This window comes from Streptosporangium jomthongense, from assembly GCF_042650425.1.
Taxonomy (GTDB): domain Bacteria; phylum Actinomycetota; class Actinomycetes; order Streptosporangiales; family Streptosporangiaceae; genus Streptosporangium.
On sequence record NZ_JBHSBC010000038.1, the window covers coordinates 26,485 to 52,053 of the forward strand.

Here is a 25,569-nt window from a genome sequence, read left to right on the forward strand (position 1 = left end):
CCCCAGGGTCACGGCTTGCGCGACGCCGGGGCGGGCACACCGATCAGGGCGCGGCGGACGGTGTCCCAGACCCCGTGGCAGGCGGCCAGAACCTCGGGGGAACGGTCGCCGAAGAAACGCGCCCAGGCGCCCCGGCCACCGGGCAGCACGCCCGTCCCGGCACGCAGCCCGGTGCCGGTCAGAGCCTCGTGCATCGTGTCGGCGACCTCCTGGGGAGGACGGCTGCCGGTGACGACGTACAGGGTGGACATGACGCCGAAACCGGCCATGACCGCGGGCCCGTCCACCGGCCCGTCGCCGGGGACGAGCCGCAGCGGGTCGGCGAACACCAGCTCACCGTTGGACTCCCGCATCTCCGTGTCGGTGCAGTACGCCGTGTAGGCGTGCCGTTCCCCGCGGGCCAGCCGCCCGGCCATCATCATCTCGCCGAACACGACGGTGGCGTCGGGTGCGGCGGTGACGACGGTCCGCTGGTAGTAGCGGCTGCCGCCGAAGGCGATCGTGGGATCGGGCAGGTACTCCAGGTAACCGCCGGGCCCGACGTCCAGTTCGACGAGTTGCGTGGCGTGGTTCCGCTCCATCCGGTGGAGCCGGGTGAAGCCCTGTGTGGTCAGGTGCACGGACGCGCCGGCGCCGCAGGAGACGTCGAGGCGGTAGCGGTCCCCCTGGAGCACACCGCCGCCGGACATCATGAGCATGACGTACGGCATGCCGGGCAGCATCGGGTCGTAGTAGTGCGGACGGGTGATGTGCAGCGGCGCCTTCTGGAAGTGCCCGGTGAGCTCGGTCCGCTCGTCTGTCCGCTGGAACTCCAGCTCCAGCACACCGACCTTGCCGGGGCAACCGACCGGCAGGGTGTCGGGCTGGGTGGAGTGCCGCCGGACCGGTTCGGGAATCCAGTGCGGTTCGTAGCGCTCGGGTGCGAGCCGGTCGAAGGTGGAGCCCCCTCCGTTGGGCGTGATCAGGCCGGAGCGGTACATGCGGTCCTGGCCCGGTTCTGGATGAGGTCGGCGACCTCGCCGACGCCGACACCGGTGAGGCAGTCGGTGAGGATGACCGGCCCGTCGCCGCGCACGAGCCGCGCGTCGCGTTCCATGACCCCCAGGTCGGTGCGCACGTACTGGGCTATGTCTATCTTGTTGATGACCAGCAGGTCGGAGTTCGTGGTGCCGGGACCGCGCTTGCGCGGCATCTTCTCGCCTTCTGCGGTGTCGAGCACGAAGATGTACAGATCCGCCAGCACCGGGCTGAAGGTGAGTGTGAGGTTGTCACCACCGCTCTCGAAGAGCAGCAGGTCGATGTCGGGGAAGCGTTCCAGCAGGTCGGCTCCGGCGGCGAGGTTCATCGTCGGGTCGTCACGGACGGCGGTGTGCGGGCAGGCGCCGGTCTCGACGCCGACGACGCGTTCGGGTTCGAGGATTCCGGCGAGGGTACGGCGGACGTGCTCGGCGTCCTCCTGCGTGTAGATGTCGTTGGTGATGACCCCGATGCTGCGGCCCCTGTCCCGCAGGATGGGGACGAGAGCCTCGATCAGCGCGGTCTTGCCTGAACCCACGGGACCGCCGATCCCGACCTTGAAGACTTTTTCCATTTTCATCGTGCCGTTTCCTCCGGTGATCGGTCAGGTGATGAACAGCCGGGCCGGAGCCCGCTCGTGTGCGGCCGCGACGGCGTCGGCGACGGGGACCGAGCTGTGCAGGTCCAGTGGATCGTCGACGGCGAGCGTCGCGAGCGCGACGGCCTCAAGGACAGGCCGGACATCACGCAGCAGCGCCTGCGCGCGCCGGAAGTCGGTACGGCCCAGGCGGACCGCCGCGGTCGTGAAACTCGCCGCGAAGGCGTAGAGGTCGCCCGCGACGGCCTGCGCCTCGGAGACACCGAGACCGGCGTGGACGGTACCGATGACGACCGCGTGATTGCCGGGCGTGGCCTTGCGGGCGACCAGCTCGGCGAGCCGGGCGACCTCGGGGACCGGGAAGGCGAACGCCGCCGTGTCGAGGACCTGGCGTCCTGTGCGCACCGACGCGGTGCGCTGTTCCCGCACGAGTTTGATCGCGTGCAGTCTCCGGTCGACCTCCCCGAGCCGTTCCCAGTCACCGGCGCGGACCGCGCGGTGGGCCAGGACGAGCGCGGACGCGTCCGCCGGGCCCGCCATGTGGCGCAGCAGGTCGGTGAGGAGGCCGTACAGCCCGTCCGGCTCGACCAGGCCGAGTTGCGCGTACCCCTCCAGCCCGTGCGAGAGCGTGTACATCCCGCTGGGGAAGCCCGAGTCGGTCAGCTGGAGCTGGGCCAGGAGCGAGGCGAGGCCCGTCTCCTCTCCCCGGGCCTGGTCGACGCTCGTCACAGGAAGAACAGCCGGTTGAGCGGGAGCTTCCTCGCGGGTTCGATGTGCACGTGTTCGCCGTTGAAGGACACCTTGTAGGTCTCCGGATCGACCTGGATGTTGCCCAGTGTCGAGTTGCGCACCATCTGCCGCTTGTCGATGGTGCGGCAGTTCCTGACCGGGCGGATCATGCGCCGCAGCCCCAGTCGTTCGGGCACACCGGCCTCGATGCCCGCGCCCGACATGAAGGTGACGCACGTCTCGGCCAGTGCCCTGCCGTGCGCGGCGAACATCGGGCGGTAGCAGACGGGCTGCGGGGTCGGCAGTGAGGCGTTCGCGTCACCCATCTGGGCCCAGCTGATCAGGCCGCCCTTGATGACCATCTTCGGCTTGGCGGCGAAGGACGCGACCGGCCACAGCACGATGTCCGCGAGCTTCCCGTCCTCCAGTGAGCCGATCGTGTGGTCCACTCCCGACACCCGTGCCGGATTGATCGTCAGCTTGGCGATGAAACGCAGCACCCGGAAGTTGTCACTGCGGGCCGAGTCCTCCGGCAGCGGGCCCCGCTTGTCCTTGCAGTGGTGGGCGATCTGGAAGGCGCGGGTGAACGACTCGCCGATGCGGCCCATCGCCTGGGAGTCGGAGCCGACGATGCTGATGATGCCCAGGTCGTGCAGAACGGTCTCGGCGGAGATGGTCTCCGCGCGCACCCGGCTCTCGGCGAAGGCCACGTCCTCGGGCACGTCGTAGCTGAGGTGGTGGCAGACCATGGTCATGTCGAGCAGTTCGTCGACCGAGTTGACCGTGTACGGCAGCGTCGGGTTCGTCGAGGCGGGCAGCACGTTCGGCTCGCCGGTCACCCGCAGGATGTCGGGGGCGTGGCCGCCACCGGCGCCCTCGGAGTGGTAGGTGTGGATCGCGCGCCCGTTGATGGCGCTGATGGTGTCCTCGACGAAACCGGCCTCGTTGAGGGTGTCGGTGTGCAGGGTGATCTGGATGTCGAGCTCGTCGGCGACCGACAGCGAACAGTCGATCACCGCCGGGGTGGCGCCCCAGTCCTCGTGCACCTTCAGCCCACAGGCACCCGCCCGGATCTGCCGCTCCAGCGCGCCGGGCAGGCTGCTGTTGCCCTTGCCGAGCACGCCGATGTTGATCGGGAGGTCCTCGAAGGCCTGCAGCATGCGGCCAATGTTCCAGGCACCGGGGGTGGTGGTGCAGCCGCGGCTGCCGTCCGCGGGTCCGGTGCCACCGGCGACGAGGGTGGTGATCCCGTTGCTGAGGGCGTTCTCGACCTGCGCGGGAGAGATGAGGTGGACGTGGGTGTCGATGGCGCCGGGGGTGGCGATGAGGTTCTCCCCCGAGATCACCTCGGTGGCGGCGCTGACGATCAGGCGCCGGTCGACGCCGTTCTGGGTGTGCGGGTTGCCGGCCTTGCCCACTCCGACGATCTTGCCGTCCTTGACGCCGATGTCTCCCTTGACGACGCCGAGGATCGGGTCGATGACCACGGCGTTGGTGATGACCAGGTCGAGGGCGACGGTTCCGTCCGAGGCCGGGTCGGCGGCCATGCCGTCCCTGGCGGTCTTGCCGCCGCCGTACTGGGTCTCGTCGCCGTAGTGGCCCTCGGTGTGGTCCTTCTCGACCTCGACGACGAGGTTGGTGTCGCCGAGCCGGATCCTGTCACCGACCGTCGGGCCGTACATCTGGGCGTACCGCTGGCGGCTGATGCTGGTCATCCGGGTCAGCCCTTCTGCTTCGTGCCGGTGCCCGGCTTCTTGGCCTGTCTGGTTTGTTTGGACTGCTTGACCTGCTTGGTCTGGTTGGGCTGGTTGGCCGCCTGTGGTTCCGGCTCGTCGAGGTAATCGCGTTCGTGCATGCGCTTGAACGCGTCGCGGCGGGCCTGAAGGCTTCGGATGCTGCCGTTGAGCAGGCCACCGAATCCCACGAGGCGTTTGCCTCCGCCGTACTCCACGAGGGTGACCTGCTTGGTGTCGCCGGCCTCGAAGCGGACGGCGGTGCCCGCGGGAATGTCCAGGCGCATGCCGAAGGCCTGTTTCCGGTCGAAGTTCATGGCCCGGTTCACCTCGAAGAAGTGGAAGTGCGAGCCGATCTGGACGGCGCGGTCGCCGGTGTTGTGCACGGTGAGTGTCACGCGTGGCTGACCGACGTTCAGCTTGAGGTCGCCCTCGCCGTAGATGTACGGATCATCCGACATGGGTGTGTCTCTCCTTCAGACGTTCCGCCGACCGGCGGGGCTCGTGGGTGTGGGTGTGCGGTGTCCGCCGCGCCAGGCCGTCGTCGCGGTGGCTGCTCCAGCGACACACGGCCTCGGCGGCGCGCCGGTCGATGAGCGTGGTGAGCGAGGCCCGCCCGAGCACGGTTCCCAGCGTGCGCGCCTCCGCGTGCGCGGGCGCCGGGGCGAACGAGGCGGGCAGCAGAACGACCTCCTCGGCGCCGAGCGCACGGCAGCGTTCGACGCCCTCGTCCACGTCCGGGTCTCCTCCGGTCAGCGCGACCTCGACCCAGCGGACCGGCGTGTACTGCCGGACGAGCCGGGCGACCCTGAACAGTTCGGCGTCAGGCTCGGGCCCGATCGCGGGCGCCACCAGCAGGACGGCCGTGGTGGCCGGCGTGTCGAACCTCGCGTGCACGATCGCTCCCCGCAGCCAGCCGACCATGTGGCCGGAGTCGGCCAACGGCCGTGCGAGGAGCAGGTCGCCTGTCGTACGGCCACGGGCCGCCCACCGCAGCGCCTGGGCGGTCACATCCGGCAGTTCCGGCTCCCGGCCCAGCGTCATCGGCACCACCACGGTCGGATCCGGCGGGATCGCCGACAACAGCGCGCGGCCCGCCCCGCACACCGCCGGGGCGTCCGGACCCAGCAGCGACGGCAGGCAGGAACCGCCCAGGCTCTCGGCGCCGCCCGCGAGCAGGGTTCCGTAGCGGGGCGACGTCATTTCCCGCCGACCGGATCGTGGCAGGAGACCAGCTTGGTCCCGTCGTCGAACACCGCCTCGACCTGCAACAACGTCAGCATCCCGCGTACGCCCGGCAGGACGTCGTCCGGGCCGACGATCTTCTTGCCCAGCTCCATGCACTCGGCGACGGACTTGCCGTCCCGCGCGGCCTCGACGACCGCACAACTGATCAGCGCGACCGTCTCCGGATAGTTGAGTTTCAGACCGCGGTCCTTGCGCTGCCGCGCCAGTTGGCCGGCGGTGAAGAGCAGCAGCTTGCTCGTCTCCCTGGGGGTGAGGTTCATGAGAGTTCCTTTCTGAACGGATCACGCGTCACGCGTACTCAAGCCTGGAGAACATCGGCACCGCTGCCAGGAACGCCCACGTCACCAGCACGAACGGCCAGGTCAGGGTGTGTCCTCCGGTCACCGTGAGCAGGTTGCCGACCCCCGCCGTGAAACCCGCCGCGGCGACGACGCCGATCAGCGCGTACACGGCGCTGACCGGCGTGGCCACGACGAATGTGCCGAACAGGGCGATGCCCGTCAGCACCGAGTTGTAGCCGTAGAGCCCGGCTCCCAGGTCTGCGGCCTGAGCACCCAGGAGCCAGCCGGTGAGCAGACCGGCCAGGCTGGACATGAGGGCCACCAGGCCCAGCCGCCATCCGGCGATCACCAGGCCCACGAGGAAGATCAGGCCGACGTACCACTGGCCCTGGAACATCACCTGACCGACACCGCTGAGCGTGCCCTGCCACAGGTGGGTCCAGTCCATCTCGATGCCAGGTGCCTTCACGGACGGGGGAGCCGCGCCCGCGTGCCGGTTCCAGACTCTGCCGAACGCGGGCCCCCCGACCACCATCACCGTGGTGATCACACAGAACGGCGCGGTGGACGCGGGCAGGCCGTACGGCTTCAGCAGGACGTTCAAGGCTGAGGTGAGGACGCTCCCGGCGACCGCGCCGAAGACCACCAGTAGGACGGTGATCCATCTGGCGTCAAGGTAGAGGACCAGTCCGATCCCGGTCAGCGTGCCGCTGAAGCCCTCCAGCCCGAGCGCGACCCGGTCGGCCCACGAGACGCCCAGCAGGTACGCGGTGAGTGTGGCGACGACCGTGCCCAGCAGTCCGAACAGGCCGAACCGCCAGCCGCCCACGAACAGCGCGATCAGGAACGCCAGTCCGGTCCACGGATTGGCCTGGAAGATGACCTGCGCGACGCCTTTCAGGATCACCGGCAGCCCGCCGGACACGTTCGCACTGGGCGAGCGTGAAGCAGGCCCAGAGGCCTGGGGCATCGCCGATGACATGAACCCAGCCGTTTCCACCGCTGTCGGATGACGCCGTCAGAGCTCTCGCCTGTCCGGCCGAAGGACGCGACACATGGGCATGTATCCATGGCCGACGCGAGAGAAGACCAACGACAACCATCAAGTGGATAAAGCCATCTAGATCACCATTGACGCGGCGATCTGCCCCTCGTCCGCGTTCACCCGGCCGTCCTCTCCAGCGAACGCCGACGCCGAACGTGACCGGCCACCGGGCCGGCCATCACCCCCGCAGACCGCCTCCGGCGCGGGTGACGATGAGCCCGTGTCCACCGGCGGTGAGCGAGTTGAGAAACAGCCGGTCAGCGCCCGGCAGGGAGGCCAGACGGAGCATCCAGTCACGTGCGGCGATGCGCAGCCCGCTGGAGGGCGCCATCCACTGGATGAACCGGCGACCGAACGCCTGCACCTCCTCGACGGCCGGCCGTACCCGCCTCTGGTAGGCGGCCAGCGCGTCCGGGACACGGGCCGCTCCGGCCGTCGCCAGTTCGTCGGCGAGCACCCACGCCCCGGCCATCGCCATGGACGCGCCGTGCCCGGCGAACAGGGACACCGCCTGGCAGGCGTCCCCGAGCAGGGCGACCCGTCCGGTGCTCCAGTGCTCCATGTCGATCTGGGTCACCTGGTCGCAGTAGATCTCGGCGGGGTCCGGGCAGCGGGAGAGCGCCTCCGGCAGGATCCAGCCGAGGTCGCCGTAGGTGTGCCGCAGCCAGGCGGCCGGGTCTTCGGGCAGGGTGGGGTCGGGCTCGCGGCACAGGAACAGCAGCGCGAGCCGGTCTCCGCGCAGCGCGTAGGCACCGGCCATCCGCCCCGGCACGGTCAGCATCTGGTAGCGCGTGCCGATCTTCCTGCTGAGCGCCTCGTCGTCGATGACGTAGGCGGCGACCCGGTGACCGAGGTAACGCACGAATCCGCTCTCGGCGCCGAAGGCCAGCTTCCTGACCTGGGAATGTGCTCCGTCCGCGCCCACGAGGAGGTCGACCTCGCGCCGCGTGCCGTCGGTCAGCTCCACGGTGACGCCTTCGCCGTCCTGCTCGATGCCCGCGACGCTGGTGCCGTACGTCACCGGGGCGCGCACTCCGTCGTGGACGGCACGGACCAGGTCGGTGCGCAGCAGGCTCACCACCCGGTTGAAGGACTCGGGCATGACCAGGCGGCTGGTCCGCCGCCCGACACGGTCGACGTAGCCGAGTTCGTTGACCGGGTAGCGGGCCTCAAGCAGGCGGGGGGCCAGGCCCATCCGCTCGGCCACCTCGTATCCCGGCCCGTAGAAGTCGATCATGTATCCGCCGTCCCGGAGGGCGGGGGCGCGTTCGACCACCTCGACCTGCCACCCCATGCGCTCCAGGTGCCAGGCCAGGGTGAGCCCGGCGATTCCCGCGCCGCAGATGAGCGCCCTCATCGCCCCTCACTCCCCGCGTGCCCGTCCGCCCGCAGCATGGCCCGCAGGGGACCGGCGAGCGCGGCGACGTCCATGGCGGGATCGAGGCTGTGGTGCAGCACCAGGCCGTCCAGGGTCGCCGCGAGCAGGACGGCGGCGGCCTCGGCGTCGCCGGTGTGACCGCGGGCGCGCAGCCACGAGACCACGCACGCGCGGAAGTCGTCGATCATGTCGCGGAGCCGGGCGCGGAGCTCGGGGAGCCTGCCGGAGGCCAGGTGCGTCTCCACGATCAACAGGGAGGCGGGGTCCGTGCCGGTGTAGCCGGACAGTTCGCCCAGCAGCCAGTCGAGGCCGCTCTCGATGTCCGGCTGTTCGGCCAGCCGGTGCGCGACCTCACCGAACAACGCGCCGGCGAACGCGGTCGAGGCCTCGACCAGCAGGTCCGTCACCGACGCGAAGTGGTAGTGCACCACACCCGGAGCCACCCCGGCGCGTTCGGCGACCATCCGTGTGGTGACGCCGCCCCAACCGACCTCGCCGATCAACGCCACCGCGGCGTCGAACAACCGCTGCCTGGTCGCTCGACCTCGTTCCACCGACTTCTCCACCGTCTCCCACTCCTTTGGACATAAGACTTGGACAATCGACTTGGACAGTTGCCCAAAATATACATCCCAAGCCGCCGGCGTGGCGGAGAGGAGTGAGGTCGATCAGACGGGGTTCACCGGAGCCGGCCAAACAAAAACGGCCCGCCTCCTCGCTCACGCGTGTGATGCGCTGCGGAAAATCAGGAAGCGGGCCGTTTCACCCTCCTCAGGAGGGGAGTCCTGCGGGTCTTACTCGTTCACGGGCACGAACTGCCAGCGCTGGGTGTCGGACCCGTTCGCGCCGCGCAGCGCCACATCGCCGCGTGGAACCACCGGGGGCTCGACGTTCCACAGCAGGTCCTCGTTGGGCGCCTTGACGACGAAGGTGCCGCCGCCCGCCGACTCCACGGACCAGGTGGTCGGCTGACGGTTGGTGATGACCGGTTCCCCCTCCTCCGACCGTGACACCGAGGCGTAGACGGCGGCACCGCGGGTGAGGCTCAGGCCGACGTTCTTGATCGTGAACCCGCCCTGGACCGGGGTGATCTCCCACAGCTCGAACGGTCCCGGATTCTCCCGGGTGCTGGAGACGAAGACCGCGTTGCCCTCGTTGTATGCCCGCAGCGAGCTGTGGGAGGCCGTGTTGACGATCCGGTAGACGTTCGCGGCGGCGGCCAGGGGCTGGGTGCCGTCCGCGGCGGCGTTGGCGGTTGCGCCCAGGCTGCTCATCGCCCAGGAGCCGAGCAGCAGCATCGCGGCCACCGCCATCCTTGCGAGGCCACGCCCGCCACGGGTCCGGTAGGTCCTTCCCATGCCACTCCCTCTCTGTAGTCGATCAACTTCGGAGGGTGACATCGTTCCAACAGCGACGGGCCGGCCACAACGGGCCCGTCGGAGCAGAGGACTGATCCCCCACGGGCAGGCATGACTCACCGGAAGGTGAGGCCCGGCTCAGGAGAGGGCCCTGACCCGGGCGGCCTGATCCTCCTGGACTCTTCGGGCGGTACGCAGGAAATCGAGGATGACGGCCAGTTGGTCCGGCCCGTACTCCCCCAGCGCCTGGGCACCCGCCCGGCCGACCGGGACGAAGATCTCAGCCTCGGCCGAGCGGGCGGCGTCGGTCGCGGAGACCAGGACCCGGCGACGGTTCTCCGGATCCGTGGAGCGGGCCACCATTCCGGCGCGCTCCAGCCGGTCGATGACCGTGGTGGTGGCCGCCGGACTGAGCTTCAGCGCGAGGCTGAGCGCGCCCGCGGGCACCGGGCCCTCGGCGAGCACCACGTCGAGGCAGCGCAGGTCGGTGCGGTTGAGGCGCAGCCGGGCGGCGGCCGCCTCGTCGAAGGCGTCGAAGCTCTGCTGCAGCCGCCGCAGCTCCGTCGCGATCTCTCCGATGACAGCTTGTTTCGACATTCGAAGCTTTCTGTTATCGTACATTTCGTTCGTCGAAACGACGATATCACGTCACGGAGGGACCCCCATGCGCTCGACCATCCTCACCGGCACCGCTTCCAGCCCGCGAACCGACGACACCGCCGAGATCGAGAGGCTCTTCGCCGACTTCCTCGCGGCCTGGACGGCGGGCGACGCCCAGGCGTTCGGCGCGCTGTTCACCGACGACTCCGACTACGTCTCCTACGACGGGACCGTCGCCCGTGGCCGCCGGGCCCACCAGCACAACCATGACAAGCTCTTCCGCGGTGTCCTGGCCGGCTCCGCGCTGGTCGGCGACCTGGAGTCGATCCGCTACCTCACCCCGGACGTGGCGGTCGTGCACGGTACGGCCTCCGTCCTGATGCCGTGGCGGTCCGCCCTCCCCAGGCGGCGGCTGTCGCGGCAGACCGTCGTCGTGGTGCGGACGGAAACCGGCTGGAGAATCGGCGCCATTCACAACGGCCGCGTCCGCCCCATCGCCGTTCCCGAGCCCGACGCGTTTCCTTCGAGGATGTCCCGGCTGATGTCGCGTGTCGCGCACCGATTCGGCGTCGGCCAGAACCGATCCCGCTAAAGGACATTGTTTCCGCTGCGTTTCCGCTGCTCAGAGCAGGTGCCCGAGGGTCGGCGGCGAACGCGCGCCGAGTGCGGGAAACGCGGGGAAACCCCTGGGGAAAGCCCGGAGAAGATCCCGGAAAAAGCTCAGAGGGCTCGGCGAAGACGCCCTCGGCGGAATTCTCCCGGTCGTCGATCACGCCCTCGTCCCGCGAAGGGAAAAGGACGGACCGGCTTTCTCCCATGACGCGAGGCCCGGGACGTGGACCACCGGCCTCCCAGCGCGACGGCTCCAGGACGTGGACCACCGGCCTCCCGGTGTGACGGCCCGGGACGTGGATCACCGGCCTCCCGCCACAGCGCCCCAGGACGCGGATCACCGGCCCCGGCACGGCGTCCTGGGATGTGGATCACCGCCGACGCTCCCGGCGCGCCGCAAGCCGATGTCATGTATTGACTGGATGCTCCCCTTCTTCCTAGATTTGTCCAAAAGTTAGGAAAGTTTCCTAACCTACAAACCGGAAGATCGGAAGGACGCCAGTGAAACTCGCCGTTGTCGGAGGCGGTTCGACCTACACGCCGGAGCTGATCGACGGGTTCGCCCGCCTGCGTGACGAGCTCCCGTTGACCGAGATCGCGCTCGTCGATCCCGACGCCTCCCGCCTTGAGCTGGTCGCGGGGGTCTCCCGCCGCATGCTGGCCCGGGCCGGGCACCCCGCCGAGGTCGTCGCCACCTCCGACCTCCAGCGGGGTGTCGAGGGCGCGCAGGCCGTACTCTTCCAGCTCAGGGTGGGCGGCCAGGCGGCACGCGACGTCGACGAGACGTTCCCGCTGGCGTGCGGCTGTGTCGGACAGGAGACCACCGGCGCCGGAGGCCTGGCCAAGGCCCTGCGCACGGTGCCGGTCGTGCGCGACCTGGCGGCCACGGTCAGGGAGCACGCCCCGGAGGCCTGGATCGTCGACTTCACCAACCCCGTCGGCATCGTGACCAGGGCGCTGCTGGACGACGGGCACCGTGCGATCGGGCTGTGCAACGTGGCGATCGGCTTCCAGCGCCGCTTCGCCGCCCACCTCGGCCTGGCCCCCGAGCGGGTCCGGCTCGGCCATGTCGGGCTCAACCACCTGACCTGGGAGCGCGCGGTGTACGTGGACGGCGAGAACGTGCTGCCCAAGCTGATCGCCGAGCACGGGCAGGCCATCGCCGACGACCTGCGCCTGCCGCTGGAGCTCATCGAGCGTCTCCAGGTCGTGCCCTCCTACTACCTGCGTTACTTCTACGCCCACGACCTGGTGGTCGAGGAGCAGCGGACCCGGCCCTCCCGGGCCTCGGAGGTCGCGGCGCTTGAGGAGCAGCTGCTCAGGCTCTACGCCGACCCCTCCGTCGACACCAAGCCCGAGCAGCTGGCCAAGCGCGGCGGGGCCTTCTACTCCGAGGCGGCCGTGGCGCTCATCGCCTCGCTGCTCGGCGACCGCGGCGACGTGCAGGTGGTCAACACCCGCAACAACGGCACGCTGCCCTTCCTGTCCGACGACGCGGTCGTCGAGGTGCCCGCGAAGGTCACCGCGGCGGGAGCCGTACCGTTGCCGGTCGAGCCGGTCGAGCCGCTCTACGCGGGCCTGATCGCGGGCGTGTCCGCCTACGAGGAGCTGGCCCTGCAGGCGGCGCTGTACGGCGGGGCGGACCGGGTGCGCAACGCGCTTCTCGCGCACCCGCTGGTCGGGCAGGAGGCGATCGCCGCCGAGCTGACCGAGCTGCTGCTGGAGAAGAACAGCGGGTACCTGTCGTGGTGAACGTGCTGGCCGTCGACGGCGGCAACAGCAAGACCGACGTGGTGCTGCTGAACGAGCTCGGCGAGATCCTCGCCCGTGGCCGGGGTGGCCCCTTCGCGCCGCAGAGCGAGGGGGTCGGGCCCGCGACCGACGTCATCGAGAGGGTGGTACGGCAGGCGATCGGGTTCACCGGCCGGGCCGACCACCTGGTCACCTTCCTGGCCGGGGTGGACCTGCCCGAGGAGGAGCGGGCGATCGAGGCCGAGATCTCGGGGCGCGCGCTGGCCAGGGACGTCGTGGTGCGCAACGACACCTTCGCCCTCCTGCGGTCGGGGGCGTCCGGCCCGTGGGGGGTCGCGGTGGTCTGCGGCGCGGGGATCAACGCGGTCGGCGTCGCGCCGTCGGGGCGGGTCGCCCGGTTCCTGTCCCTGGGGGCGATCAGCGGCGACTGGGGCGGCGGTCTCGGTCTGTCGTCGGAGACGCTCTGGCACGCGGCCCGCGCCGAGGACGGCAGGGGAGCCCCGACCGGGCTCGCCGAGCTGGTCAGGTCGCACTTCGGCGCGGACACGGTCGAGCGGGTGGTGATCGACCTGCACCTCGGCGCCCTGGGACGGGAACGGCTGCTTGAGCTGACGCCGGGGCTGTTCAGGGTGGCCGCGGACGGCGACGAGATCGCCCGTGCGCTGGTCTCGCGGCTGGCCGACGAGGTCGCCACGATGGCCCAGGTCTGCCTCACCCGGCTCGACCTGCTCGGTACGCCGACCGAGGTGGTCCTGGGCGGGGGCGTGCTGCGGGCCCGCGATCTGCTGCTCACCACGCTGCTCGACGAACGGTTCGCGGCCCGCATGCCGCTGGCGGAGCGGGTCGTCGCCGAACTGCCGCCCGTCGTGGGCGCGGCGTTGAGCGCCCTGGATCACATCGGCGCAGGTGAGGACGCGAAAGCCCGGCTGCTCGGGCAGTTCTGAACTCTTGACGGGTTGAGGAGAGGCGACCTATAGTCGGCCGCTAACCGTCTGGAAGGTATCCGGACGGTTAGCGCCAGGAGGAAGCATGTCCCTCAGCCGCCGCGAAGTCCTGCGCGGGCTCGGTCTCGCCGCGCTCGCCACCCCTCTCGCCGCCTGCGCGACCGCCGGTCGCGAAGCCGCCCCCAGCCCCACCGCCTCCGCCGCCGCGACCTCAACGAACAACCCGCTCGGCGTGGACGCCACCCGGCGGCTGGAAGTCGTCATCTTCAGCGGCGGCAACGGCGACAAGTACGCCGTGGACCTGCACGAGGCCGCCTACCGCAAGGCGTACCCGAAGGCCGAGCTCAAGCACGTCGCCACACAGAAGGTCGGCACCCAACTGCGCCCCCGCTTCATCGCCGGTGACGTGCCCGACGTGGTCAACAACTCGGGCCCCGAGGCGCTCGACCTGCAGTCGCTGGTCCAGGAGGGACACCTGGCCGACCTCACCCCGCTCTTCGAGGCCCCCTCCCTGGCCTTCCCCGACAAGAAGGTCAAGGACACCCTCGTCGGCGGCGCCTACGAGAACTCGCTGATCGACGGCGTGCCGAGGGTCCTGCAGTACACCGTGGCCCACCGCGCCCTGTGGTACAACGCCAAGCTCTTCGAGTCCAAGGGCTGGACCGTTCCCAAGACCTGGGCGGAGTTCAACACCCTCGGCGAGGAGGCGAAGAAGGCCGGGATCACCCTGTTCGCCTACCCCGGCCAGGTCGGCCCGTTCTACCAGCTGTGGAACCTCGTCTACAGCGCCGCCAAGGTCGGCGGCAACAAGGTCATCATCGACATCGACAACCTGGCCGACGGCGCCTGGACCGCCGAGCCGGTCCGGCAGGCCGTCGCCGCCTGGGCGCAGATCCAGAAGGACTACGGCGACAAGGCCTACTTCGGTCTCGACCACACCCAGACCCAGATCAAGCACCTGCAGGACAAGGTCCTGTTCTACCCGTGCGGCTCCTGGCTGGAGAACGAGATGGCCAAGGACAAGCCGGACACCTTCGAGTACGCCATCGCCCCGGTGCCGAGCATCACCGCCGCGGACGCCCTGCCGTACGAGGCGATCATGATCGGGGTCTCCGAGGCCTTCTTCGTCGCGGCCAAGGGCAAGAACCCGCAGGGCGGCCTGGACTACCTGCGCATGATGCTCTCCAGGGAGGGCGCGCGCGGCTACACCGAGATGACCAAGAACCTCACCATCGTCAACGGCCTGGTGGACGGTCTGCAGCTCACCTCGGCGGTCAACAGCGCCGCCAAGGCCCAGGAGGCCGCCGGGAAGAACACCATCACCGACGCCCGCTTCGAGACCTGGTACAAGGAGCTGTTCGACCACGGCCAGACCCAGACCAACTCGGTCATGGCCGGTCGCATCACCGCCGACCAGTTCTGCGAGAACATGCAGAAGAAGGCGGACGAGCTCAAGGCCGACTCCTCCATCGCCAAGCAGAACCGGACCGTCTGACCGATGAGGCGGCACGGCTTCGTCGCGGGATTCCTGCTCCTTCCCGTCGTTCTCTACGGCATCTTCGTCATCAGCCCGTACGTGCAGGCGTTCCAGATCGCGCTGACCGACTGGCGGGGAGTCTCGGCCAAGCTCAACTTCGTCGGGCTGGACAACTTCCGGCGGATGTTCGGCAACGAGACCTTCTGGCAGGCGATCCGCAACCACGCGGTCCTGCTCGTCGCCATGCCGCTGGTCACGGTTCTCCTCGCGCTGCTGTTCGCCTACCTGCTGAACGTGGCGGGTGGCTCACGCGGCGGCACGATGACCGGGGTCAAGGGCTCCGGTTTCTACCGGGTCGTCTTCTTCCTGCCGCAGGTGCTCGCGGTGGCGGTGGTCGGCGTGCTGTTCAAGGCCGTCTACCGCCCCGACGCCAGTGGCGTGGTCAACGGCGCCCTCGTCAAGCTGGGCCTGGAACCGATCGGGTGGCTGACCGACCAGAGACTCGCGCTCTGGTCGATCATCGCCGTGATGGTCTGGCAGGCGGTCGGTTTCTACGTCGTCCTCTTCTCGGCGGGGATGGCCGCCATCCCGAAGGACGTCTTCGAGGCGGCCTCCCTGGACGGCGCCGGCCGTACCCGGCTGTTCTTCTCCATCACCCTGCCGCTGCTCTGGGACACCGTCCAGGTCGGCTGGATCTATCTCGGGATCGCGGCCTTCGACGGCTTCGCCCTGGTCAACGTGCTCTCCATCGAGCAGGGCGGGCCGGACGGCGCGACCACGGTGCTGGCCACGGAGATCTACAAGAACGCCTTCGGCTACTCGCGGTTCGGCTACGCCTCGGCGCTCGGTGTGGCGCTGTTCTTCCTGACCCTCACCTTCGCCGCACTGACGATGCGGGTCACCAGGCGCGAGAGGATCGTCTACTGACATGGGCCGCAAACTCTTCGGAGGTCTTTCGCAGGCCATCCTCGCGGTGTGGGCCCTGCTCATCATCGCTCCGCTGATCTGGACGCTGCTGGCCTCCTTCAAGAGCAACGGCGAGATCTTCGGCGACGCCCTCCAACTACCGGGCGAGCTGCGCTGGGACAACTGGGCGCGGGCCTGGGAGCGGGCCAACGTCGGCCGGTACCTGCTCAACACGGTGATCGTCGTCTTCTTCGGCGTCGCGGGCACCATGTTGCTCAGCTCCATGGCCGCCTACGTGCTGGCGAGGTTCAAGTTCCCCGGCAACCGGCTGATCTACTTCCTGTTCGTTTCGGGCATGGCCTTCCCGGTCTTCCTCGCCCTGGTGCCGCTGTTCTTCGTGGTCGACGGGCTCGGGCTGCTCAACACGCACGTCGGGCTGGTCCTGGTCTACATCGCCTACTCGCTGCCCTTCACGATCTTCTTCCTCACCTCCTTCTTCCGGGGGCTGCCCGACGCGGTCGCCGAGGCGGCGATGATCGACGGCGCCTCCTACACCCGGACCTTCTTCCAGGTCATGCTGCCGATGGCCAAGCCGGGGATGGTCAGCCTGACCATCTTCAACGTGCTCGGCCAGTGGAACCAGTACCTCCTACCCCTGGTGCTGCTTCCGGGAGACAAGAGCAACTGGGTCATCACCCAGGGCATCGCCGACATCTCCACCATCGCCGGATATGAGGCGGACTGGCCGGCCCTGTTCGCGGCGCTCAGCATGACCGTTCTGCCGGTGGTCGTGGCCTATATCGTCTTCCAGCGGCACATCCAGTCCGGGCTGACGTCAGGAGCAGTGAAGTAGTGTCCACCGGGAACCCCACCGTCTTCAGAACCCTCAACGAACGGGCGGCCCTGGAGCTGCTGCTGCGGCACGGCTCCCTCACCCGCGCCGAGCTGGAGTTCCACACCGGGCTCTCCAAGGCCTCCGCCGCCGAGGTGCTGCGCCGCCTGGAGAACGGGCGCCTGGCGCGCAAGGCCGGCACCAAGCCCGGCAACGCGGGCCCCGCCGCCCAGCTCTGGGAGTTGAACGGCTCGGCCTCCTGGGTCGCGGGCCTGGACCTGACGGCACGCGCCGTCGAGGTGTCGGTCTCCGACCTCACGGGTGAGGTCCGGGGCGGCCACCAGGCCGAGGCCCCCGGCGAGGGCACCGACGCGGTGGCGTTCCTGACCGAGGCCGTGCAGGCCGCGGCCCTCGACGCCGGGGTCACCCTCGACGACCTCGACCAGATCGTGCTGGGTGTCCCCGGCGTCGTGGAGGCCGGCGGCCACCGGCTGAGCCAGGCGGTGCAGCTGTCCGGCTGGTCGCACCTCGACGACCTCGGTGACCTGCGCGAACAGCTGGGCACCGAACGCTTCCGGCTGGAGAACGACGTCAACCTGGTCGCGATCCGCGAGCTTGAGGAGCACAAGGGCAGTAGCTTCGTCCTGTTCTGGGTGGGAAGCGGAGTCGGCGCCGGAGTCGTGCTCAACGACGTCCTGTGGCGCGGCGTCACCGGGCGCGGCGGTGAGGTCGGCTCGGTGACCGTGCCCGACCCGGTCAGCCGCGGGCGGCTCTACGGCCCCGACGGCGGCCCGCTCGGCGCGCTGCTCGGTACGGCCCCGCTCGCCGAACTGGCCGCAGCGCACGGGCTTGAGGTCGAACCCACCCTGCGCGCGGTCACCGAGCTGCTCCGCGCCGAACCCCCCGCCGAATTCCTCGACGACGTCGCCAGGCGGGTCGCGCTCGGCGTGACCGCGGCCGTCGGCGTACTCGACCCCGGCTACGTCGTCCTCGGCGGCCCTGTCTGCACGGCGGCCGGGGAAGCGCTGCGCTCCCGCGTCGCCGACCTCCTGGTCCCCACCGGTCTGGCGCCCGTCACCGTCGCCGTCAGCCGCGTCAGCGGCAACGCCGTACTGGAAGGCGCCGTCCGTCACGCCCTCGACCTGGCTCGTGAGCAGGTCTTCCACGCCGGTACGGCAGGCCGTACCGGACCCGTCAACGAAAGCTGAGAAATGTTGCGCACCCTGGTGATCGCCGCCCACCCCGACGAACCCGAGCTCTACGCCGGTGGCATCTCCGCACTGCTGTCCAAGGCCGGGCACGCGGTGAAGTTCCTGACGCTCACCAACGGCGACGCCGGACACCACGAGCTCGAACGGGCTCCGCTGGCCCGCCGCAGGGCGGAGGAGGGCTGGCGTGCGGCCGACGCCCTCGGCGTGGTCAACTACGAGATCTTCGACGTGCATGACGGCCTTCTTGAGCCGACCGTTGAGCTGCGCCTTCAGGTGATGCGGGAGATCCGTGCCTGGCGGCCCGACCTGGTGATCGCCCTGCACGCCGACGGCTCAGGCCACCCGGACAACCGGGCCGCCGGGAAGCTGGTCGAGCAGGCCGTCGAACTTGTCACCGTGCGCAACGTCGAGTGCGGCAAGCCCCCGCTTGAGCGGCAGCCGGTCTGCCTGCTGATGACCGACTACGCCTCCGACCCGGTGCACCGGGACGACGTGGTGGTGGACGTGACGCCGGTCGCGCAGGCCAAGGTGGACGCCTGCCTCGCGCACGCCTCCCAGTTCCTGGAGTTCGGCCCGTTCCAGCGCGGTCTCCTGGACCGGGTCCCCCCGGCCGACGACGTGGACGCCTGCCGCGCCTTCGTCGGCGAGTACTGGCCGGGCCACCTGTCGACGGAGACCTTCCAGTTCGCCCCGTACGGCAGGCGGGCCGACACGGCCGAACTGCGGCGGTTGCTGCCGTTCGTCCAGAACCTCTGACCCTTCAACCGGCGTCGTCCGGCCTCTCGTCGTGTGCGACGCGGGTCAGGCTGTGCAGCAGGTGGCGCAGGGCGGGAGTCGGTGAGCCAGGGGGGACGGCCAGCGAGGTGGTCAGCCGTGGTCCGGCCAGCGGGCGGATGGCGACCCTGGGGAACTCCGGCAGTCCCGCCACCTCGTAGAAGACGGTCCAGGACGGGGCTCCGGCTCCGATGTGGGCGAGGGTCTCCTGGAGGGTGGTGAACGGCGGTCCCGGCGGCGGTGCCACCCCGGCGTCCCGGCAGGCTCCGGTGACCAGGTCGTGGAAGGGCGGATTGTCCTCACGCGAGGCGAGCCGGAGCGGAAGTCTCGCCAGGTCCTGGAGCCTCGGCTCGGCCGAGCGCGCCAGCCGATGCGCGGCGGGCAAGGCCACGTACAGCGGATCCGTCCAGACGGGAAGCAGTTCGAGGCCGGGCGCCTCGGTGAGCGCCCTGACCAGGGCGGCGTCGAGCTCGCCGGTGCGGACCGCGGACAGGCGGGCGAGCAGGGGGAGCCGGCGCAGCCGGACCTGTAGCCGCGGCGCGACGGCGGCCAGCTCGTTCAGGGTGCGGAAGACCCGGTCGCCGGGGCCCTGCACGATCCCGAGGCGCAGGACGCCGTCGATGCCCGCGCCGATGTCGGCGGCCACCTGACGTGTGCGGCGCACGGCGGCGAGTACGGCGCGCGCCTCGGGCAGCAGGCGTTCACCGGCGCCGGACAGGTGCACGTGCCGGGTCGAGCGGTCGAACAGCGGCACACCGAGTTCGCGTTCGAGGCGGCGGATCTGCTGGCTGACCGCCGACTGCACGATGCTGAGCCGTTCGGCCGCCCGGCCGAACCCGCCCTCCTCGGCGACCGCAACGAAGTACTCCAGCTGCCGCAGCTCCATCCGTGCCCTCTGATTCATCTCGATCGGTGATCACTGCACGTCATAACCGCTTCTGGTTCACGGCTTCTTCCTGGACTCCAATGGGTTCCGATCCCGGTCCCTGTTTTCGGGAGAACTCATCAGGAGTCCACATGACCGTCACCGGTTCACCCGCCTTCGTCATGCCCGCCGACGCCGCGGAGGTCGTCGACCTCCCCGCGGGTGGCGCGTTCACGCTGCTCGCCGACGCGAGCCACACCGCGGGCGCGCTCGGCGCCAACCGGCTGAGGCTGGGGAGGGGACGCGACGGCGCCCGCCTCCATTTCCACTCCCGCTCCACCGAGCTGTTCCACGTCCTGGCCGGGGACATGGAGTTCCTCCTGGGGGATGAGCGGGTGACGGTCTCCGCGGGCGGGCTGGTCGTCGTGCCGCCGTGGCTGCCCCACGCGTTCGGCGCGGCGCCCGGCTCCGAGGCCGACGTGCTGTCCGTTCTGACGCCGGGGGTCGAACGCTTCGGATACTTCCGGCGGCTGGGACGCGTCCAGCACGGGCTGGAGCCCTTCGACGGCCTGTTGTCCGAGCAGGAACGCTACGACGTCCACTTCGTCGACGAAACCGGCAGGGACGTCCGATGAGCACCCTCATGGCCGGGCCGCGGTTCGGGACGCTGTCGACGGCTCTCCGGCTCGGAGGTCGGCACCCCGGCCCCCGCCGTCGCCGCGCTGGCGGTGGTGTTCGTGCTCACGGCCGGAGGGCAGGCGGCGCGTTGGTGGCCGTCGCGGTCTTTCCACTGGTCGCCGCGGCTCTGGCCTTCGTCATTCGATCTTCACCCGAATTCCCCTTCCCAGGGGGAGGGAAAGGTGGGATACGAAGGGGTGAACCGTGATTCGTGGACGAAAGACGATCTTGAGTGCGCGATCATGACACTATGGCAGGAGCGAGTGGAAGGCAGTGGTCACAGATGTCGGACGCCCCCCAGGACCGGATCGCCTCGGTCGATCTGCAGACCAACCGGCCGCACTCGGCCCGGGTCTACGACTACATCATGGGAGGCAAGGACAACTTCGCCCCTGACCGGGAGACCGCGGCCAAGGTGCTGGCCGACTGGCCCGGGCTGCGCACCTCGATGCTGGCCAACCGGGCCTGCATGCACCGGATGGCCCGTCACCTCACCGGCCTGGGCGTACGGCAGTTCGTCGACATCGGCACCGGCATCCCCTCCTCGCCGAACCTGCACCAGGTGGTCCAGGAGACCGCGCCGGACGCGCGTGTCGTCTACGTCGACAACGACCTCATCGTGCTGTTGCACGCGCGTGCCCTGCTGACCGGCACGCCCGAGGGGCGCATCGCCTACATCCAGGCCGACATGCGCACCCCCGAGGCGCTTCTCGGTGACGCCACACTCCACGAGGTGATCGACTTCTCCCAGCCGGTCGCGCTCACCCTGATCGCGATGCTCCAGTTCGTCGAGGACGCCCAGGGGGTGGTGGAGTCGCTCCTCGAACCGCTCGCCCCGGGCAGCCACCTCGCCATCACCATCCCGACCGGCGAGCTGGCCCCCGAGTCCGAACGGCTCGCCCGCGAGTACACCGAGCGCGGCATCCCCATGTATCTGCGCGGCCGTGCCGAGGTCGAACGGCTGTTCTCCGGCCTGGAACTGCTCGACCCTGGGATCGTCCCGATGCCGCGCTGGCACCCCGCCCCCGGCGAGCAGCCCCTCCCGGACACCGCGACCAACATGTACGCCGCGGTGGGCCGCAAACCCTGACCGGACACCGGCTGACGGTGCCGACTCGTACGGCGACGGCTCGCCGTGCGAACTCGCGACTCCGTTCTCCGGTCCACCCGGCGCTCCCCTGGCCCCCGCGTACGGCCCGGCGCTCCCCATACCGCCTGCTGTACGGCCCGGCAGCCCGCGTAGGCCGGGTCAGCGGCCGGTCGGCGCCCACCAGGTCAGGTTGGCCGCGGCCTGGGACACCGGTTCGATGATCTCCCACGCCTCGGCGATCAGCCCGTCGTCGAGGCGCCAGATGTCGACGACGGCGATCTCCGGCCCGGTTCCGGGAAGCCGGCGCAGCGAGTGCATCACGACGTGGTCGCCGGATTCCAGCAGGTGCCGTACCTCGACCCGCATGCCGGTGAGCGGGCCGAGCGCGGCGCCGACGGCGGCGAGCCACTCCGTCTTGTTCTTCGAGGTCGCGTCCGGCCGGTGGTGGACGAAGCCGTCGCTCAGCAGTGGCGCGAGCGCGTCGACGTCTCCGGTCGCGACCAGGGCCGTCAGCGCCCGTTCCACGACACCTTTGTTACCTGTGGTCATGGGTCGCCAGTGTTCCCACCCCCGCCGGGGTTGTCGATGAAATGCCGTTTCATGGCGTACGGCCCGCAGGAGGGCTAGTGTCGGCGGCCATGCGCACGGTCGGGGAACTGTTGCGGCGGTGGCGGCACCGCCGCGGGCTCAGCCAGCTCGATCTGTCGATCGCCGCCGACGTCTCGGCCCGGCACGTCAGTCTGGTGGAGACCGGGAGGTCCCGCCCGAGCGCCGACATGGTCATCCGGCTCGCCGAGCAGCTCGACGTGCCGTTGCGTGAGCGCAACCGGCTACTGCTCGCCGCCGGTTTCGCCCCCCGTTACCCGGAACGGCCGCTCGACGGGGACGCGCTGCCCGCGGCCCGGGAGGCGGTCGAAAGGGTGTTGCGCGCGCACGAGCCGTACCCCGCGCTGGTCGTCGACCGCCGGTGGGACATCGTGCTGACCAACCACGCCGTCGCCCCGTTTCTCGCGCGCGTCGCCCCCGAGCTGCTCCGCCCGCCGGTCAACATGGTGCGGCTGGGGCTTGATCCGCGTGGACTCGCCCCGTTCATCGTGAACCTGGCGGAGGTGCGCTCGCTGCTGCGTGTCCGGATCTCCCGTCAGCTCGCGGTCGCCCCCGACCCCGGATTGGCCGCGCTCCACGAGGAACTGCTGGCCCCCGGGGGTGCGGAGGTGGTCCATCGGGCCGGGTCCGAGGTCGCGACTCCGATGATCTTCCGTTTCGACGGCCGGGAGCTGCGGCTGTTCTCGACCGTCACCACGTTCGGCACCCCGCTGGACATCACGCTGGAGGAGGTCTCGATCGAGTCGTACTACCCGGCGGACGCGGAGACCGCCGCCTACTTCACCGGGCTCGACCTCTGACCCGGGTCACACGACGGCGACGGCGTCGATCTCCACGAGGCATCCGGGGTTGAGACCGGCGACGATGTGGAGCGTGATGGCGGGCGGCGGGGCGGCGAAGTTCCAGACCTGACGGAAGGCCGCCACGCCCTCGTCGAAGGAGTGGCCGTCGACCACGGCGATGGTCCAGTGCACGATGTTCGCCAGGGTCGCACCCTCGCTCTCCAGGATGGTCGAGAGGTTGTGGAAGATCTGCGCGGCCTGCTCCCCGACCGTGGGGCCGACGACCTTGCCGTCGGGGCCGACGCCGTTCTGGCCGCCGATGTAGATGGTCTTCGTCGGCTGCTCGACCACGACGGCCTGGCTGAAGGCCGGGCTGCGGTGGAGACCCTCGGGGTTGATGTGCCGGACGCCCATGTGTTTCCTCCTGCATGACACCGGTAATACTGGTTTCGACTGACACCAGTTATAGTGGTTACATGCGCATGAACGCAACCGGACGGGTGCTCCACGACCCCAAGGGCGGCTCCTTCCGCTTCGACGCGGGCGCCGTCTGCCTGGATTTCGCCTACACCGGGGGCGAAGGCCGCTACGCGGTGTTCGAGACCCTCCATGAGCCGACCGACCTGGTCGAATGGCTGGCCCAGCCGCCGTTGGACGCGGTCGTCACGGCCCCCGTGACAGCCGACGACCTGGTCGCGGCCAGGACCCTCCGCCAGGCGATCTGGGCGGCGGCACGGGCCAGGGCGGCGCGCCGCCCGCTGCCCGCCGAGGCGGTCGCGGCCGTCAACCGGGCCGCCGCCTCACCGCCACTGGTCCCCGAACTCACCGGGAGCGGCACGACCATCGGGTGGGCGGCGCCGGTTCTGGCGTCCCAGGCGCTGTCCACGATGGCCCGGGAGATGATCGAGCTGCTGTCCGGGCCGCTGGCCGAGCGCTTCCGTGAGTGCGCCAGCGAGACCTGCCCGCTGGTCTTCGTCGACTCCTCCCGGCCCGGTGCCCGGCGCTGGTGCTCGATGGAGCGCTGTGGCAACCGCCACAAGGTCCGGGCCCTGCGTGCCCGCCGTACGACATGACCTCGGTGGGAGACGCGACTCCGTTGGTGGAAAAGGAAAAAGGGCCCGCGCCGTGAAGGCGCGGGCCCTGATCCCGGTGTTCGTCGTCAGGAGGCGACGATGTTCTCGGCCTGCGGGCCCTTCTGGCCCTGCGTGACGTCGAAGGTCACCTTCTGGCCCTCGCGCAGCTCGCGGTAGCCGCCCTGGCCGACGATGTTGGAGTAGTGGGCGAAGACGTCGGCGCCGCCGCCGTCCTGCTCGATGAAGCCGAAGCCCTTTTCCGCGTTGAACCACTTCACGGTGCCGGAAGCCATATTGATCTCCTCTTGGTAGGTGTAGAGCCGAAATCCGTACTGACACGAATTTCGCGTCGCCGTGATAAGCCCACACCGGAGAAGACCGGTAAACAAAAAATGCACCCGACGCTACAAACCGTCAGGTGCACACAAGTTCATCATGGGTACCAAAACTGCAACTGCCATCAACGTATCACAGCCGTGGGGATGGTCCACGTCCCCCGGGCGAACATGGCTCAAGGACGGCCGACCCGGCCTCCGGCCGTTGGGAACCGTCAGCGGTCGACGTCGGCCAGGCCTCCAGCGGCGCGGCCTCCGCCGATTCGCCGAAGGCACGCCGTACGGTCTCCGCGGTGAAGCCTCCACCGGCCTGAGCGGTGGAGGCTTCACCGGAAGGTGCTATCCGCCGTGGCCGGTGGTGGTGAGACGGTTCTTGTAGATACGGCCGTCCTTGATGATGGCGGCCAGGTTCTTGCCGGGGTCGGAGAGAAGGCTCAGGTCATGGGTCGGGTCGCCCTCGACGACCAGGACGTCGGCCCAGGCACCGGGTTCGATCACGCCGAAGCGCGCCTGCCGGTAGGGGTCGCGTTCGCCCGACAGACGGAACAGCTCGGCGTTGCCTGAGGTGGCCATCTTCAGGGCCTCGACCGGCGTGAACCCGAAGTGCGTGGTCAGACGGGTGAACATCTCGCTCTGCCGGTCGCTCTCGGCGGGGTTCAGCAGCAGGTCGGTACCGAAGGCGATCTTCGTGCCGCACTCGCGCGCCCACTCGTACGTCCGGGCCACGCCTTCGCACACCTCCTTGTTCTTCTCCGTCGAGACGGGGTCGGTGTAGACGTGGTCGCTTTCGAGGAAGGGCTGGGTGCTGAGCCAGACGCCGTACTTGGCCATCCGGGCGAGGGTGTCCTGGTCGGCGGCCAGGTGGCCGTGCTCGATGGCCTTGATCCCGGCCTTGATGGCACGGCGGATGCCGGTGTCGTTGTAGACGTGCGCGGACACGTACGTGCCCCAGTCGGCGGCCGCCTCGACCGCCGCGCGCAGTTCGTCTCCGGTGTACTGGACGACGTCCAGCGGGTCGTAGGTGGAGGTCACCCCGCCGCCGGCCATCACCTTGATCTGGCTGGCGCCGCGCTTGAACTGCTCGCGGACCGCCGCGAGCACCCGGTCCCTGCCGTCGGCGACCCGCATGAACCCGATCTCCTCCGCGCGGGAACCCGGCCCGCCGAAGATCGTCGCGTCGTTGTGTATGTCGGAGAAGTCGCCGTGGCCGCACGTCTGGGAGATGGCCGCCTGGCTCGGGTAGATGCGGGGTCCGGGCAGGACGCCCGCGTCCAGGGCGAGGCGCAGCGAGGCGACGTCTCCCGCCATGTCCCGCACCGCGGTGAAGCCCCGCATGAGCATCCGTCCGGCCTCGGCCACCGCGTTGTAGTACCCCACGCCGGTGCTGCCCGTCATCAGGTCCGCGTGCGTGCTCCCGGCCGCGAACACATGCACGTGCGCGTCGGTGAGACCGGGCATGAGCGTACGTCCGTCCCCGTCGATCACCACCGCGTCCAAGCCGGGCGCGTCCCGTTCCCGAGCGATCCTGCCGTCCCGGATGTACACCGACCGAGGCTCGCTGAGCCCGTCGGACACCCCGTCGAACACCCGCACGTCCTTGATCAGGATCGGCACCCGGCCGTACTCACCACTCACGAAAACCCCT

The 25,569-nt window shown here is 69.9% G+C and carries 29 protein-coding genes; 12 read left to right on the top strand and 17 right to left on the bottom strand.

Annotation, left to right across the window (positions count from 1 at the left end):
- Positions 1–8 precede the first annotated feature (8 nt).
- The 12 genes from ACFOYY_RS32145 to ACFOYY_RS32200 form a co-directional block, all read right to left on the bottom strand.
- Complete coding sequence (locus ACFOYY_RS32145) at positions 9–980, bottom strand: urease accessory protein UreD (RefSeq protein ID WP_386194811.1); 972 nt, start codon at positions 978–980, stop codon at positions 9–11.
- Positions 962–1,597: an urease accessory protein UreG gene (gene ureG, locus ACFOYY_RS32150; protein ID WP_362779687.1), complete on the bottom strand. Its 636-nt coding sequence runs from the start codon at positions 1,595–1,597 to the stop codon at positions 962–964. The genes ACFOYY_RS32145 and ureG overlap by 19 nt, the downstream gene beginning before the upstream one ends.
- A gap of 24 nt (positions 1,598–1,621) precedes the next feature.
- The gene (locus ACFOYY_RS32155; protein WP_362779684.1) at positions 1,622–2,344 is read right to left on the bottom strand and encodes an urease accessory protein UreF; all 723 of its coding nucleotides are present in this window, start codon (positions 2,342–2,344) and stop codon (positions 1,622–1,624) included.
- Positions 2,341–4,059: an urease subunit alpha gene (ureC, locus tag ACFOYY_RS32160; RefSeq protein ID WP_386194814.1), complete on the bottom strand. Its 1,719-nt coding sequence runs from the start codon at positions 4,057–4,059 to the stop codon at positions 2,341–2,343. The genes ACFOYY_RS32155 and ureC overlap by 4 nt, the downstream gene beginning before the upstream one ends.
- A gap of 5 nt (positions 4,060–4,064) precedes the next feature.
- Complete coding sequence (ureB, locus tag ACFOYY_RS42520; RefSeq protein ID WP_449343628.1) at positions 4,065–4,538, bottom strand: urease subunit beta; 474 nt, start codon at positions 4,536–4,538, stop codon at positions 4,065–4,067.
- Positions 4,528–5,280, bottom strand: a complete 753-nt coding sequence (locus ACFOYY_RS32170) for a sirohydrochlorin chelatase (RefSeq protein WP_362779679.1) — start codon at positions 5,278–5,280, stop codon at positions 4,528–4,530. Before ACFOYY_RS32170 ends, ureB begins: the two co-directional genes overlap by 11 nt.
- The gene (gene ureA, locus ACFOYY_RS32175; RefSeq protein ID WP_362779676.1) at positions 5,277–5,585 is read right to left on the bottom strand and encodes an urease subunit gamma; all 309 of its coding nucleotides are present in this window, start codon (positions 5,583–5,585) and stop codon (positions 5,277–5,279) included. Before ureA ends, ACFOYY_RS32170 begins: the two co-directional genes overlap by 4 nt.
- A gap of 28 nt (positions 5,586–5,613) precedes the next feature.
- Positions 5,614–6,531: an urea transporter gene (locus ACFOYY_RS32180; RefSeq protein ID WP_386194817.1), complete on the bottom strand. Its 918-nt coding sequence runs from the start codon at positions 6,529–6,531 to the stop codon at positions 5,614–5,616.
- 298 nt (positions 6,532–6,829) lie between these two features.
- A complete protein-coding gene (locus ACFOYY_RS32185; RefSeq protein ID WP_386194819.1) occupies positions 6,830–8,008 on the bottom strand; it encodes an FAD-dependent oxidoreductase in 1,179 nt (392 codons plus the stop codon).
- The gene (locus ACFOYY_RS32190; RefSeq protein WP_352014983.1) at positions 8,005–8,583 is read right to left on the bottom strand and encodes a TetR/AcrR family transcriptional regulator; all 579 of its coding nucleotides are present in this window, start codon (positions 8,581–8,583) and stop codon (positions 8,005–8,007) included. The genes ACFOYY_RS32185 and ACFOYY_RS32190 overlap by 4 nt, the downstream gene beginning before the upstream one ends.
- 240 nt (positions 8,584–8,823) lie before the next feature.
- Positions 8,824–9,387, bottom strand: a complete 564-nt coding sequence (locus ACFOYY_RS32195) for an RICIN domain-containing protein (RefSeq protein ID WP_386194821.1) — start codon at positions 9,385–9,387, stop codon at positions 8,824–8,826.
- Positions 9,388–9,525: 138 nt separating this feature from the next.
- Positions 9,526–9,984, bottom strand: a complete 459-nt coding sequence (locus ACFOYY_RS32200; protein ID WP_386194823.1) for a MarR family winged helix-turn-helix transcriptional regulator — start codon at positions 9,982–9,984, stop codon at positions 9,526–9,528.
- 67 nt (positions 9,985–10,051) lie between these two features.
- Between ACFOYY_RS32200 and ACFOYY_RS32205 the strand changes: the two genes are divergently transcribed.
- The 8 genes from ACFOYY_RS32205 to ACFOYY_RS32240 all read left to right on the top strand — a co-directional run bounded on the left by ACFOYY_RS32205 (position 10,052) and on the right by ACFOYY_RS32240 (position 18,477).
- Complete coding sequence (locus tag ACFOYY_RS32205; RefSeq protein WP_386194825.1) at positions 10,052–10,579, top strand: SgcJ/EcaC family oxidoreductase; 528 nt, start codon at positions 10,052–10,054, stop codon at positions 10,577–10,579.
- A gap of 521 nt (positions 10,580–11,100) precedes the next feature.
- The gene (locus tag ACFOYY_RS32210) at positions 11,101–12,351 is read left to right on the top strand and encodes a 6-phospho-beta-glucosidase (protein ID WP_386194827.1); all 1,251 of its coding nucleotides are present in this window, start codon (positions 11,101–11,103) and stop codon (positions 12,349–12,351) included.
- The gene (locus ACFOYY_RS32215) at positions 12,345–13,295 is read left to right on the top strand and encodes an N-acetylglucosamine kinase (RefSeq protein WP_386194829.1); all 951 of its coding nucleotides are present in this window, start codon (positions 12,345–12,347) and stop codon (positions 13,293–13,295) included. Before ACFOYY_RS32210 ends, ACFOYY_RS32215 begins: the two co-directional genes overlap by 7 nt.
- 85 nt (positions 13,296–13,380) lie before the next feature.
- Positions 13,381–14,790 (top strand): N-acetylglucosamine/diacetylchitobiose ABC transporter substrate-binding protein, encoded by a 1,410-nt coding sequence (gene ngcE, locus ACFOYY_RS32220; RefSeq protein ID WP_362779654.1) that lies wholly within the window; start codon positions 13,381–13,383, stop codon positions 14,788–14,790.
- 3 nt (positions 14,791–14,793) lie between these two features.
- Positions 14,794–15,699, top strand: coding sequence for a carbohydrate ABC transporter permease (locus ACFOYY_RS32225; RefSeq protein ID WP_386194832.1), 906 nt, complete (start codon positions 14,794–14,796; stop codon positions 15,697–15,699).
- Position 15,700: 1 nt separating this feature from the next.
- Positions 15,701–16,531 (top strand): carbohydrate ABC transporter permease, encoded by an 831-nt coding sequence (locus ACFOYY_RS32230; protein WP_352014991.1) that lies wholly within the window; start codon positions 15,701–15,703, stop codon positions 16,529–16,531.
- Entirely contained in the window at positions 16,531–17,718 is a 1,188-nt protein-coding gene (locus ACFOYY_RS32235; RefSeq protein ID WP_386194834.1) for an ROK family transcriptional regulator, read from the top strand. The genes ACFOYY_RS32230 and ACFOYY_RS32235 overlap by 1 nt, the downstream gene beginning before the upstream one ends.
- A gap of 3 nt (positions 17,719–17,721) precedes the next feature.
- Positions 17,722–18,477, top strand: a complete 756-nt coding sequence (locus ACFOYY_RS32240; RefSeq protein ID WP_362915591.1) for a PIG-L deacetylase family protein — start codon at positions 17,722–17,724, stop codon at positions 18,475–18,477.
- A gap of 4 nt (positions 18,478–18,481) precedes the next feature.
- Here the strand turns inward: ACFOYY_RS32240 and ACFOYY_RS32245 are convergent, their stop codons facing one another.
- Positions 18,482–19,399 carry a LysR family transcriptional regulator gene (locus ACFOYY_RS32245; RefSeq protein ID WP_386194837.1) on the bottom strand — a complete coding sequence of 306 codons (918 nt, stop codon included), beginning with the start codon at positions 19,397–19,399 and terminating at the stop codon, positions 18,482–18,484.
- Positions 19,400–19,512: 113 nt separating this feature from the next.
- On the opposite strand from ACFOYY_RS32245, the gene ACFOYY_RS32250 reads away from it, so the two are divergent.
- Positions 19,513–19,995 (top strand): cupin domain-containing protein, encoded by a 483-nt coding sequence (locus ACFOYY_RS32250; RefSeq protein WP_362779642.1) that lies wholly within the window; start codon positions 19,513–19,515, stop codon positions 19,993–19,995.
- Between the two features lie 293 nt (positions 19,996–20,288).
- Positions 20,289–21,128, top strand: a complete 840-nt coding sequence (locus ACFOYY_RS32255) for an SAM-dependent methyltransferase (RefSeq protein ID WP_362915595.1) — start codon at positions 20,289–20,291, stop codon at positions 21,126–21,128.
- 159 nt (positions 21,129–21,287) lie between these two features.
- Here the strand turns inward: ACFOYY_RS32255 and ACFOYY_RS32260 are convergent, their stop codons facing one another.
- Complete coding sequence (locus ACFOYY_RS32260) at positions 21,288–21,677, bottom strand: nuclear transport factor 2 family protein (RefSeq protein ID WP_352014997.1); 390 nt, start codon at positions 21,675–21,677, stop codon at positions 21,288–21,290.
- 89 nt (positions 21,678–21,766) lie between these two features.
- Between ACFOYY_RS32260 and ACFOYY_RS32265 the strand changes: the two genes are divergently transcribed.
- On the top strand, positions 21,767–22,534 hold the full coding sequence (locus ACFOYY_RS32265) for a helix-turn-helix domain-containing protein (RefSeq protein WP_386194840.1): 768 nt from the start codon (positions 21,767–21,769) through the stop codon (positions 22,532–22,534).
- 6 nt (positions 22,535–22,540) lie between these two features.
- On the opposite strand, the gene ACFOYY_RS32270 is transcribed toward ACFOYY_RS32265, so the two are convergent.
- Positions 22,541–22,930, bottom strand: coding sequence for a RidA family protein (locus tag ACFOYY_RS32270; RefSeq protein ID WP_352014999.1), 390 nt, complete (start codon positions 22,928–22,930; stop codon positions 22,541–22,543).
- A gap of 62 nt (positions 22,931–22,992) precedes the next feature.
- Between ACFOYY_RS32270 and ACFOYY_RS32275 the strand changes: the two genes are divergently transcribed.
- The gene (locus ACFOYY_RS32275) at positions 22,993–23,589 is read left to right on the top strand and encodes a CGNR zinc finger domain-containing protein (protein WP_386194843.1); all 597 of its coding nucleotides are present in this window, start codon (positions 22,993–22,995) and stop codon (positions 23,587–23,589) included.
- Positions 23,590–23,675: 86 nt separating this feature from the next.
- Here ACFOYY_RS32275 and ACFOYY_RS32280 read toward each other — a convergent pair whose 3' ends face one another.
- Positions 23,676–23,882, bottom strand: a complete 207-nt coding sequence (locus ACFOYY_RS32280) for a cold-shock protein (protein ID WP_352015001.1) — start codon at positions 23,880–23,882, stop codon at positions 23,676–23,678.
- A gap of 381 nt (positions 23,883–24,263) precedes the next feature.
- The gene (locus ACFOYY_RS32285; RefSeq protein ID WP_386194845.1) at positions 24,264–25,559 is read right to left on the bottom strand and encodes an amidohydrolase family protein; all 1,296 of its coding nucleotides are present in this window, start codon (positions 25,557–25,559) and stop codon (positions 24,264–24,266) included.
- Positions 25,560–25,569: the final 10 nt, after the last annotated feature.